6 protein-coding genes are annotated in these 12,899 nt (G+C 64.5%); all 6 read right to left on the bottom strand.

The genetic code is table 11. From position 1 onward, the window contains the following. Positions 1-4 precede the first annotated feature (4 nt). Entirely contained in the window at positions 5-1,201 is a 1,197-nt protein-coding gene (tuf, locus tag HOP12_06575; protein ID NOT33817.1) for an elongation factor Tu, read from the bottom strand. A 92-nt stretch (positions 1,202-1,293) separates the two neighbouring features. After that, complete coding sequence (gene fusA, locus HOP12_06570; protein NOT33816.1) at positions 1,294-3,372, bottom strand: elongation factor G; 2,079 nt, start codon at positions 3,370-3,372, stop codon at positions 1,294-1,296. A 182-nt stretch (positions 3,373-3,554) separates the two neighbouring features. After that, on the bottom strand, positions 3,555-4,025 hold the full coding sequence (rpsG, locus tag HOP12_06565) for a 30S ribosomal protein S7 (protein ID NOT33815.1): 471 nt from the start codon (positions 4,023-4,025) through the stop codon (positions 3,555-3,557). Between the two features lie 123 nt (positions 4,026-4,148). Beyond that, positions 4,149-4,517 (bottom strand): 30S ribosomal protein S12, encoded by a 369-nt coding sequence (locus HOP12_06560; protein ID NOT33814.1) that lies wholly within the window; start codon positions 4,515-4,517, stop codon positions 4,149-4,151. 125 nt (positions 4,518-4,642) lie between these two features. Next, a complete protein-coding gene (gene rpoC / locus HOP12_06555; protein ID NOT33813.1) occupies positions 4,643-8,854 on the bottom strand; it encodes a DNA-directed RNA polymerase subunit beta' in 4,212 nt (1,403 codons plus the stop codon). A 114-nt stretch (positions 8,855-8,968) separates the two neighbouring features. Beyond that, positions 8,969-12,838 carry a DNA-directed RNA polymerase subunit beta gene (gene rpoB, locus HOP12_06550; protein ID NOT33812.1) on the bottom strand — a complete coding sequence of 1,290 codons (3,870 nt, stop codon included), beginning with the start codon at positions 12,836-12,838 and terminating at the stop codon, positions 8,969-8,971. Positions 12,839-12,899 lie beyond the last annotated feature (61 nt).

Below are 12,899 nucleotides of genomic sequence, written 5' to 3'. Positions count from 1 at the left end.
ACCCCTACTGGATGATGGAGACGACGACGCCGGCGCCGACCGTGCGGCCACCCTCGCGGATCGCGAACCGGAGTCCATCCTCCATCGCGATCGGCGTGATCAGCTCCACTTCCATGTCCACGTTGTCTCCCGGCATCACCATCTCGCGTCCCGCGGGCAGCGTCGCCACCCCCGTCACGTCCGTCGTCCGGAAGTAGAACTGCGGCCGGTACCCGTTGAAGAACGGCGTATGCCGACCGCCCTCCTCCTTCGTCAACACGTACACCGACCCCTTGAACTTCGTGTGCGGCGTGATCGACTTCGGCCACACCACGCACATCCCGCGCTCCACGTCCGTCTTCTCGATCCCGCGCAGCAACAGCCCCACGTTGTCTCCGGCCATCGCCTCGTCCATCGACTTGCGGAACATCTCGACGCCCGTCACCACCGTGTCGCGCGTCTCGCGCAGGCCCACCAGCTCCACCTTGTCGCCCACCTTCACCTTCCCGCGCTCCATTCGACCCGTCGCCACCGTCCCGCGACCCGAGATCGAGAACACGTCCTCCACCGCCATCAGCAGCGGCTTCTCCGTCGCGCGCTCCGGCGTCGGAATGTAGTTGTCCACCGCTTCCATCAGCTTCAGGATCGGCTCGTTCGCCTTCGCGTCCTTGCCGCCCGCGTCCATCGCCACCTTCGCCGAGCCGCGGATCACCGGAATGTCGTCGCCCGGGAACTCGTACTTCTTCAACAGCTCCCGGATCTCCAGCTCCACCAGCTCCAGCAACTCCGGATCGTCCACCATGTCGCACTTGTTCATGAACACCACGATGAACGGCACTCCCACCTGGCGCGCCAGTAGAATGTGCTCCCGCGTCTGAGGCATCGGGCCGTCCGCTGCACTCACCACCAGGATCGCGCCGTCCATCTGCGCGGCTCCCGTGATCATGTTCTTCACGTAGTCCGCGTGTCCCGGGCAGTCCACGTGCGCGTAGTGACGGTTCGCCGTCTCGTACTCCACGTGCGCCGTCGCGATCGTGATCCCGCGCTCCCGCTCTTCCGGCGCGTTGTCGATCGATCCGTAGTCACGAACCATGATCTTCGGGTTGTTCTGCGACAGCACCATCGTGATCGCCGCCGTCAGCGTCGTCTTCCCATGGTCCACGTGCCCGATCGTTCCCACGTTCACGTGCGGCTTGTTTCGCTCAAATTTCGCCTTCGCCATCGGTGGAACCTCCCTGAGCGCGCGTCGCGCGGGTTCGGATTCGCGGCACCCCGTCGCCGGCCTCAGCCGGCCGGGACCGCGGTCCGGAACTTCTAGCCTTTGACCTTCGCCACGATTTCCTCGGCGACCGCCGCCGGGAGCGTCTCGTAGCGCGAGAACTGCATGGAATAGACGGCACGACCCTGAGAAATCGAGCGCATGCGCGTCGCATAGCCGAACATTTCCGCGAGCGGCACCGATGCGGCGATCACGCGCGCTTCCGAGCGCGTGAACATGCCGCCGATGCGGCCACGGCGCGACGAGAGGTCGCCGATGATGTCGCCCATGTACTCCTCGGGCACCACCACCTCGACGTCCATGATCGGTTCGAGCAGGCGCGGTTTGGCTTTGTTGCACGCCTCCTTGAACGCGATCGAACCCGCGATCTTGAATGCCATTTCGGACGAGTCGACCTCGTGGTACGAGCCGTCGAACAGTGTGACCTTGATGTCGACGAGCGGGAAGCCCGCGACGACGCCGCCCTTGAGCGCTTCCTCGATGCCCTTCTCGACCGCCGGGATGTACTCCTTCGGGATCGAGCCGCCCACGATGTCGTTCACGAACTCGAAGCCCTTGCCGGGCTCCTGCGGTTCCACTCGGATCCTCACGTCGGCGAACATGCCCTTACCACCGGTCTGCCGGATGAAGCGGTGCCGCTGCTCGGCCGAAGTCGAAATGGTTTCGCGATACGCGACCTGAGGCTTGCCGACGTTCGCCTGCACGCCGAACTCGCGCATCATCCGGTCCACGATGATCTCGAGGTGAAGCTCGCCCATGCCGGAGATGACGGTCTGCGACGTCTCCTCGTCGGTGCGCACACGGAACGTCGGGTCCTCTTCGGACAGACGCTGCAGCGCATTGGACATCTTCTCCTCGTCCACCTTCGACTTGGGTTCGATTGCAACGTCGACGACCGGCTCGGGGAAGTGCATGGATTCGAGCGCGAGCGGTCGGTCGGTGTCGCACAGCGTATTGCCGGTCGTGACCTTCTTGAAGCCGATGCCGGCCGCGATGTCGCCGGCGAACACCTCGCTGATCTCCTCACGCTTGTTCGCGTGCATCTGCACCAGACGACCGATGCGCTCGTTGCGACCGGTCGCGGCGTTGAGCACGGTGTCGCCGCTCTTGACGGCGCCCGAATAGACGCGGAAGAAGGTCAGACGGCCGACGTAGGGGTCGGTCATGATCTTGAATGCCAGCGCCGAGAACGCTTCCGTGTCGTCGGGCTTGCGTTCGACGTGCAGGAAATCGGGCAGCGACTGACCCATCACCGGCGGCATGTCGACCGGAGCAGGCAGCAAATCGACGACCGCATCGAGCAGCCGCTGAACGCCCTTGTTCTTGAACGCGGAGCCGCACAGCACCGGCGTGATCTCACCCTTGATCGTGCCGTTGCGCAGCGCACGTCGGAGATCGTCGGAGGTGTAGGGCTTCTCGTGCAGGTAGTCGTCGAGCAGCTGCTCGTCGAACTCCGCCACCGCTTCGAGCAGTTGGAAACGCGCCTTGTTCGCAGATTCGACCAGGTCGCGCGGAATGTCGTGGATGTCGATCTTGGTGCCCTGCGAGCCTTCGTCGTAGGTGATCGCCTTCATCTCGACCAGATCGATGGTGCCCTGGAAGATGTCGCCGGCGAACATCGGCACGTGGATCGGCACCGGCTTGGCCCCGAGCCGCTCGCGCATCATCTTGATGACGTTTTCGAAGTCCGCGCCGACGCGGTCCATTTTGTTGACGAACGCGATGCGCGGGACTTTGTACTTGTCGGCCTGCCGCCACACGGTCTCGGACTGAGGCTCCACGCCGCCGACCGCACAGAACACCGCGACCGCTCCGTCGAGAACGCGCAGGCTGCGCTCGACCTCGACCGTGAAGTCGACGTGTCCGGGCGTGTCGATGATGTTGATGCGGTGATCGCGCCACATGCAGGTCGTCGCGGCCGAGGTGATGGTGATCCCGCGCTCACGCTCCTGCTCCATCCAGTCCATCGTGGCGCCGCCCTCGTGGACTTCGCCCGTGCGGTGGATGCGGCCCGTATAGAACAACACGCGCTCGGTCAAGGTGGTCTTGCCGGCGTCGATATGGGCCATGATCCCGATGTTCCGGTATCGATTGAGCGGAGTCTGCCGAGCCATCTGCTTGAAAACCTCGATTGAGCGGCCTGCCTGAATGCGTCGCGACACCACACGCGTTTCCGATGAGGAACACGCGGTGGTGCGTCGATGATGTTTGCGCCGGCGATGCGAAAGTCCGGGAGGTCGGCAGAGCCGAGTCCCGAGCCCAGGTCGGAGTGGATCCGACCTTCAACGCGAGCGAATTACCAGCGGTAGTGTGCGAAGGCCTTGTTGGCCTCGGCCATCTTGTGCGTGTCTTCGCGCTTCTTGACTGCGCCACCTTCGTTCCGGGACGCGGCCAGGACCTCGTTCGCGAACTTCTCCGTGAACGAGTGATCCGTGCGCTGACGCGAATACAGAATGAGCCAGCGGATCGCGAGCGCGTTGCGACGGTCCGGTCGCACTTCGACGGGCACCTGATAATTGGCGCCGCCGACACGACGAGACTTCACTTCGAGCACCGGCTTGACGTTGGTCATCGCCTGCTTCAGAACGGTCATGGCATCCTGACCGCCCTTCTGCTCGACGATGTCCATGGCGCCATAGAACGTGCGCTCGGCAACGGAACGCTTCCCCGCACTCATGATCGCGTTGATGATGCGCGTGACGAGCACGTTGTCGAATCTGGGGTCCCCCGGCAGATCGTGCCGCGGAACTGAGCCTTTACGAGGCATGTGTCGACTTCCTCTCCACCTTCGGGCCGGACGTCGAGTGCGTTGCGCACCCATCCGTCAACGGCCAACACGACGCGCGGACCATGGCCCGGTGGGCCACCGTCCGCCGTATCGATTGTGCCCTTACTTCGACTTCGTGCCGTACTTGGACCGGCTCTGCTTGCGTCCGTTCACGCCGCTGGCGTCGAGTGCGCCGCGCACGATGTGGTACCGGACACCCGGCAGGTCCTTCACACGACCTCCCCGCACCAGCACGATCGAGTGCTCCTGCAGGTTGTGCCCCTCGCCCGGGATGTAGCACGTCACCTCGATCCCGTTCTGCAACCGCACACGTGCCACCTTGCGTAGCGCCGAGTTCGGCTTCTTGGGCGTGGTCGTGTAGACACGAGTGCAGACCCCGCGCTTCTGGGGAGCCCCCTTGAGCGCAGGCGCACCGGTCTTCGTCTTCACCGGCTTCCGCCCGTGGCGGACAAGCTGGTTCAACGTAGGCACAAAAATCCTCCAGCCTTCTGTCGAATAAGGGATTGCGCGGTCAGGCAGGCCACGGCATCCGTGAAGGAACAGCATGCGCCGTTGCCGCGCAGGCCGGGGAATCTACGAGAGTTAGCTTAGGACTGTCAAGCCGATTTTGCCCCTTCACCCAGTGGCTCCTCGAGCCCCTCCGAAGTCTGACGCTCGGAATCGAGCTTGAGCTTGCGGTAGGCCGACATGCCGGTTCCAGCCGGGATCAGGTGTCCGATGATCACGTTTTCCTTGAGACCGCGCAGATAGTCCACCTTACCGTGGACCGCCGCCTCGGTGAGCACCCGGGTCGTCTCCTGGAACGAAGCCGCCGAAATGAAGCTCTCGGTCGACAGCGACGCCTTGGTGATGCCGAGCAGCAGGGGCTTGAAGGTGGCCGGCTGCTGACCCTCCTTCAGGATGCGCTCGTTCTCCTCGAGTACGACCAGGCGATCGACCGCCTCGCCCTCCAGGAACACCGTGTCGCCCGGATCCTCGATGCGCACCTTCTGCAGCATCTGACGCACGATCGTTTCGATGTGCTTGTCGTCGATGCGAACTCCCTGCAGTCGGTAGACCTCCTGGATCTCGTTGACCAGGTACTCCTGCACTTCTTCGATCCCCTTGATCGCCAGCACGTCGTGCGGATTGATCGGGCCCTCGGTCAGACGGTCTCCCGCCCGCACCACGCTGCCCTCCTGCACGTGCAAGTGGCGTCCCTGCGGGATCTGGTACTCGCGCGTGTCTCCATCCTCGGCGCGCACGATTAGCTTGCGCATGCCGCGGGTGACGCCGCCGAACTCCACGCGACCATCGATCTCGGTGATGATCGAGGCGTCCTTCGGACGCCGCGCTTCGAACAGCTCGGCCACGCGCGGCAGACCGCCCGTGATGTCGCGCGTCTTCGAAGCTTCGCGACGCGTCTTGACGAGCGGATCGCCGGCCACGACCGCCTGGCCGTCGCGCACTTCGAGGCGCGCACCGGTCGGCAGCGGATAGTGAGCGAGCTTGGCGCCGCTGCCGGTGTCGATGATGTCGATCGCCGGCTGCAGCTCCTTGTTTCGGTCTTCCATGATGACGAGCAGCTTCATGCCCGACGTGTCGTCGACTTCGTCGCGAACGGTGACCTTCTCCTTGACGTCGACGAATCGCACGACGCCGCTCTTCTCGGAGATCACCGGCACGTTGTAGACGTCCCACTCGAACAGCGCCTGCTCGTTGTCGACGTGCTGGCCGTCGGCGACGTAGAGATGTGCGCCGTAGGGCACCGAGTAGCGCTGCCGCGCGCGGCCGTCGGAATCTAGCAACTCGATCTCGCCGGAGCGGCTGACGGCGACCCACACCGATGCACCGGTGCTCTCGGTTGCACGTGCGAACGACACGACTTCGAGGCTCTGGAACCGCACCAGGCCCGCTTCCTTCGACAGCGTGCGCGACTGCTCGACGATTCGGCTCGCCGTGCCGCCGATATGGAAGGTGCGCAGCGTGAGCTGCGTACCCGGCTCGCCGATCGACTGCGCCGCGATCACGCCGACCGCTTCGCCGAGGTCCACCGGGCGTCCAGTCGCGAGGTTGCGGCCGTAGCATTTGCCGCATGCTCCGCGCCGTGCGTCGCAGGTCAACACCGAGCGGATGCGGATCTTGTCGAGACCCGCCTTGGCCGCCGCGTCGATGCTCGCCGCGATCGCTTCGTCGATCAGCTCGCCGGCCTCGACGATGCGCTCGTTCGAGATCGGGTGGAGCACGTCTTCGGAGGCGACGCGACCCAGGATGCGGTCCGCGAGCGGCTCGATGATGTCCTCGCCGTCCTTCAGAGCGCCGACCGAGAGACCGCGGATGGTGCCGCAGTCCGGCTCGTTGATGATGACGTCCTGCGCCACGTCGACCAGTCGACGCGTGAGGTAGCCGGCGTCGGCGGTCTTGAGTGCGGTGTCCGCGAGTCCCTTGCGAGCGCCGTGCGTCGAGATGAAGTACTCGAGCACGTCGAGACCTTCCTTGAAGTTGTGAATGACCGGGGACTCGATGATTTCGCCGAGACCGCCGGTGATCTTCTTCTGTGGCTTCGCCATCAGACCGCGCATGCCGGCGAGCTGACGCACCTGCTCGCGATTACCGCGCGAACCGGAGTCAGCCATCATGAAGATCGGGTTGAAGCCCTCGCGGTCCTTGGACAGACCGTCGAAGGTGATCTCCTCGACCTCGGTCATGGCGTGCTGCCAGGTGTCGATCACCTTGTTGTAGCGCTCGCCTTCGGTGATGACGCCGCGGCGATAGTTCAGATTGATGCGCTCCACCGCTGCCAGCGACTTCTGGATGATCTCTTCCTTCTCGGGCGGAATGCGCACGTCGTCGATACCGACCGTGAAGCCGGCCGAGGTGGCGTACTTGAAGCCGAGATCCTTGAGCTGATCGAGCAATTCGGCGGTCGCCGCCGGACCGAGCCGCGAATAGCAGTCGCCGACCAGGCCCTCGAGCCGCTTCTTGTCCATGGTCTGGTTGAGGAACTCGAGCGCCTCCGGCACCACTTCGTTGAAGAGCACGCGGCCGGGCGTGGTCTCGAGATAGCCATGCTTGCCGACCGCGTTGCGCGGCAGGTTCAGTCCGGTCGCGCGCACCGCCACGTAACCGTGGAGCGGCACCTCGCCGTTGTCATAGGCTGCCCGCACCTCGCCGGCGCTCGAGAACATGCGCAGTCGGCGCGGATCGTCCGCCTCGAGCTTCGCCTTGGTCCCGGCGACGCGCGGATTCGGAGTGTCGCCGCGTGACTTGGTGAGGTAGTGACAGCCGAGCACGATGTCCTGGTTCGGCGTCGCGAGCGGACGCCCGTGCGCCGGCGACAGAATGTTGTTCGAGGACAGCATCAGCAGGCTGGTCTCGATCTGCGCCTCGAACGACAGCGGCACGTGGACGGCCATCTGGTCGCCGTCGAAGTCGGCGTTGAACGCCTGGCACACCAGCGGATGGATCTTGATCGCCTTGCCCTCGACCAGCACCGGCTCGAAGCCCTGAATGCCGAGACGATGGAGCGTGGGCGCACGGTTCAGCAGCACCGGATGGTTCTCGATGATCTCGCCGAGGATGTCCCACACTTCGGGCTTCTCGCGCTCGACCAGCCGCTTCGCGCTCTTGACCGTCTGCACGTAGCCGCGGTCCTCGAGCTTGCGAATGATGAACGGCTTGAACAGCTCGAGCGCCATGTTCTTCGGGAGCCCGCACTGATTGAGCTTCAGCTCCGGGCCGACGACGATCACGGAACGACCCGAATAGTCGACGCGCTTGCCGAGCAGGTTCTGCCGGAACCGGCCCTGCTTGCCCTTGAGCATGTCGCTGAGACTCTTGAGCGGGCGGTTGCCCTGGCCACGCACGGCGCGGCTGCGGCGGCCGTTGTCGAACAGCGCGTCGACGGCCTCCTGCAGCATGCGCTTCTCGTTGCGCAGGATGACTTCCGGCGCCTTGATGTCCATGAGCTTCTTGAGTCGGTTGTTGCGGTTGATCACGCGACGGTAGAGATCGTTGAGATCCGAGGTCGCGAACCGTCCGCCCTCGAGCGGCACCAGCGGGCGCAGATCCGGCGGCAGCACCGGAACGCACTCGAGAATCATCCACTCCGGACGATTTCCGCTGTGGCGGAACGCCTCGACGATGCGGAGGCGCTTGAGCGTCTCCTTCTTGCGCTGCACCGAGGTCTCGATCTTCGCCTTGGCGCGCAGATCGGCCTGCAGTTCTTCCAGGTCGAGCTCGGACAGCAGGTCGCGGATCGCCTCGGCGCCCATCTTGGACTTGAGGCCGGACTCCGGCTGCTCTTCCATCACTTCGTTGTACTGGTCCTCGGTGATGATCTCCTTCTTCTTGAATCCGGTCTTGCCCGGATCGATCACCACGTACGACTCGTAGTACAGGATGCGCTCGAGGTCACGGATGCTCATGTCGAGCAGGTGACCGATGCGCGACGGCACGCCCTTGAAGAACCAGATGTGCGAGACCGGCACGGCGAGCTGGATGTGACCGAGCCGCTCGCGCCGCACCTTCGCCTGCGTCACCTCGACGCCGCAGCGATCGCAGATCACGCCGCGGTAGCGGATGCGCTTGTACTTGCCGCAGTTGCACTCCCAGTCCTTGACCGGGCCGAAGATCTTCTCGCAGAACAAGCCGTCCTTCTCGGGCTTGAACGAGCGATAGTTGATCGTCTCCGGCTTCGTGACCTCGCCGTGCGACCAGCTGCGAATCACGTCCGGCGACGCCAGCCGGATACGGATGGCGTTGAACGAGGCGCGGCGGCGCTGATCGTGCTCCTCCAGTCGGCTGAGGCCCAACTTGCCTGCGGCCATGTTCAGCGGCGACTGCAGTTCGGTGTCCTGGATCATCGATTCTCCCTCGGTCCGTTGGTGACGGCCGGCTTCCGGTGTGGCACCGGGCCGGGCGACGTCACGCCGCCGCGCGCATCAGACTTCTTCGAATTGGACCTCCAGGCACAAGCTCTGGAGTTCCTTTACGAGCACGTTGAATGACTCCGGCGTCCCCGGTTCGGGTGGATTCTCGCCCTTCACGATGGCTTCGTAGATGCGCGACCGTCCGGCCACGTCGTCGCTCTTGACCGTCAGCAATTCCTGCAGCGTGTAGGCCGCGCCGTAGGCTTCGAGCGCCCACACTTCCATTTCTCCGAAGCGCTGACCGCCGAACTGCGCCTTGCCGCCCAGCGGCTGCTGGGTCACGAGCGAGTAGGGGCCGGTCGAACGCGCGTGGATCTTGTCATCCACGAGATGGCTGAGCTTGAGCATGTAGAGGTAGCCCACGCACACCCGCTGATCGAACGATTCGCCGCTGCGGCCGTCGTGCAGCACGGACTTTCCATCTTCCGGCAGGCCCGCCGTCTTGAGCTCGGCTTTGATCTCGTCGACGCTCGCCCCGGCGAACACCGGCGTCGCGCAGTTGTAGCCCAGCGAGTGCGCGGCCCAGCCGAGATGCGTCTCGAGCACCTGCCCGATGTTCATGCGCGAAGGCACGCCGAGCGGGTTCAACACGATTTCGACCGGCGACCCTTCGGGGAGGTACGGCAGGTCCTCCTCCGGCAGGATCTTGGCGACCACGCCCTTGTTGCCGTGGCGGCCGGCCATCTTGTCACCCACCGACAGCTTGCGCTTCTTCGCGATGTAGACCTTCACGAGCTTGACCACGCCGGGCGGGAGTTCGTCGCCTCGCGTGACCTTCTCGATCTCCTTTTCGAGTTCCTTCTCGCAGCGGCTGAACGCCGACTGCGCGCCGTCCATTACCGCCCAGAAGCGCTCGTTGATACGCGCCTCGTCGGTGACCGGCGTGCCCCATGCGAGGTCGTCGAGATCGACCTCGACCAGGAAGTCGCTCGAGTACTTGCGGCCCTTGCGCGCGATCGGCTCGCCGCTCGACGCACTGCGCAACACGTTGACGAGCTGCTCGTCGAGCACCTGGCTGACGGTCGCGAGGCGCACGTCGGCGACTCGCTCACGCTCTTTCTTCGACTCGCGGCGCAGCTTGTCGATCTTCTTCTTCTCCTGCTGCTTGGTGCCCTCGTCCTTCTCGCGGCGCGAGAACACCTTGATGTCGATCACGATGCCGTCCATGCCGGGCGGTGCCTTGAGCGACGCGTCGCGCACGTCGCCGGCCTTGTCGCCGAAGATCGCCTTGAGCAGGCGCTCCTCGGGGGACAATTCCTGCTCGCCCTTCGGCGTCACCTTGCCGACCAGGATGTCGCCCTGGCGCACGCGGGCGCCGATTCGGATCACGCCTTCTTCATCGAGATTCTTGACCGCATCCTCGGACACGTTCGGAATCTCGCGCGTGATCTCTTCGACGCCGCGCTTGGTGTCGCGCACCTGCAGTTCGAATTCTTCGATGTGGATCGAGGTGAACATGTCCTCCTTGATGAGCTTCTCGCTCACCAGGATGGCATCCTCGAAGTTGTAGCCGCCCCACGGCATGAAGGCGACCAGGCAGTTGCGGCCCAGTGCCAGCTCGCCATCGCGGGTGGCCGGGCCGTCCGCGATGACCTGGCCCTTCTTGACCTTCTGTCCTTCCGCGACGACCGGACGCTGATTGAGGCAAGTGTCCTGATTCGAGCGTCGGAACTTCACCAGCCGGTAGATGTCGAGATTCGGCTGCTCGCTGTAGTCGACCGGCGGCTCGTCCTCGTCACGCTCGTAGCGCACCGCGATCATCTCGCCCGACACGAACTCGACCACGCCGGAGCGACGCGAGAGCACCAGCGCTCCCGAGTCGACCGCGACCTTCTCTTCGAGCCCGGTGCCCACGAGCGGGGCCTCGGTCTGCAGCAACGGCACCGCCTGGCGCTGCATGTTCGAACCCATCAGCGCACGATTCGCGTCGTCGTGTTCGAGGAATGGAATCAGCGCCGCGGCCGGCGAAACCAGCTGGATCGGCGAGACGTCCATGTACTCGACCACGCGGCGGTCGATTGTCGGGTACTCACCGCGATGACGCACGGTGAGCATCTCGGGATCGATGGTGCCGGAACGCACGTCGAACGGCGTGTTCGCCGGTGCGATGTGCGCGCGGTCCTCGATGTCGGCGGCCAGGAATTCGGGCTTCTTGCGATCGACGATGCCGTCGTTGACCCGGAAGTACGGGGTCTCGAGGAATCCGAACTCGTTGACCCGCGCATACGTCGACAGCGACGAGATCAGGCCGATGTTCGGGCCTTCCGGCGTCTCGATCGGGCACACGCGGCCGTAATGCGTGTAGTGGACGTCGCGAACCTCGAAGCCGGCGCGATCGCGCGTGAGGCCGCCCGGTCCGAGCGCCGACAGGCGGCGCTTGTTCGTGAGCTCCGCGAGCGGGTTGGTCTGGTCCATGAACTGCGAGAGCTGCGATGACCCGAAGAAGCTCTGGATCACCGCGGAGATCGTCCGCGAGTTCACCAGGTCCATCGGCGTGACGTTTTCCTGGTCCTGAAGCGACATGCGCTCGCGAATGATGCGGGCCATGCGCGCCAGTCCGATGTTGAACTGGTTCGCGAGCAGCTCGCCGACCGAGCGCACGCGCCGGTTGCCGAGATGATCGATGTCGTCCGTGACCGCCTGATCGGAACCGCGATCGGTGACCAGTTCGCCGCCGGTGCGCAGCATCACCAGGTACTTCACGATGACGATGAAGTCTTCGCGGCACAGGGTGGTGTGGTTGAGATCCGGGATGCCGAGGCCGAGGCGCTTGCGCACCTCGCGGTTCGGCAGCAGATACTCGTGCGGGAGCTTCTGGTTGAGCTTGTAGCGCCCCACCCGCGCCAGGTCGTAGCGCTTCGGATTGAAGAACAGCTTGTTGAGGATTTCGCGCGCCGAATCCGCCCGCGGCGGCTCACCCGGGCGCAGCAGGTTGTAGATGCGGTGGAGCGCATCCTCCTGCGAACGCGTCGGATCCTTGCGCAGCGTGTTGCGGATCAGGTCGGCTTCGTCCTGCTTCGGAATGAGGTAGACCTCGAGCGTCTCGAGCCCGGCGCGCTTGATGACCTCGATCTTCTCGGCCGTCAGCTCGTCGTTGGCCTCGAGCAGGATCTCCCCGGTCGCGTCGTCGGCCAGGTCCTGGGCGCAGATCCGTCCGAGCGCCGCCTCGGCCTTCTTGCCCTTCACGTCGACGGCCTCGCGCTCGTAGAACAGGTCGAGGATCTCGCGATCTCCGACGAAGCCCAGTGCGCGCAGCAGAACCGTGACCGGAAGCTTGCGCTTGCGATCGATGTGCACGTGCATGATGTCGTTCACGTCGAGGCTGAACTCCACCCATGAGCCGCGGTACGGAATGATGCGGGCCGAGAACAGCAGCTTGCCGTTCGGATGCGTCAGCTCGTCGAAGAACACACCCGGCGAACGATGGAGCTGCGAAACGATCACGCGCTCCGCGCCGTTGATGATGAAGGTGCCGCTGTCGGTGATGAGCGGCAGCTCGCCGAGGTACACCTCCTGCTCGATCACGTCCTTGTCGCGTTTGACCCCGTCGACTTCTTCGCGGGTCATGAGGCGCATGCGCGCTTTGAGCGGCGCCGAGAACGAGAGATCGCGCTCGATGCACTCCGTCACCGTGTACTTCGGCTCGCCGATCTCGTAGCCGACGAAGTCGAGCGCGAACAGCTCGCGCGGGTCGGAGATCGGGAACACCCCGGTGAACACCTCCTGCAGCCCCTCGTTGCGGCGGCGCAGGGGGTCCAGGTCCATCTGAAGGAAGTCGCGGAAGCTCTTGAGCTGGACCTCGAGCAGATTCGGAATCTGAAGGTTCCACTCGCGGTCGATCTTGCTGAAGCTCTTCCGTTCCTTACGGCGTACTGTCTTCAAGGGCTTCCCGCCTTTCTCGATGGGATGCGCACGCTGCCGCCGACGACGAATCCGATCCCGC

This window comes from Candidatus Eisenbacteria bacterium (assembly GCA_013140805.1).
Taxonomy (GTDB): domain Bacteria; phylum Eisenbacteria; class RBG-16-71-46; order RBG-16-71-46; family RBG-16-71-46; genus JABFRW01.
Note: the sequence above shows the minus strand (reverse complement) of the source record. Positions and strands in the feature narration are given on the sequence as shown.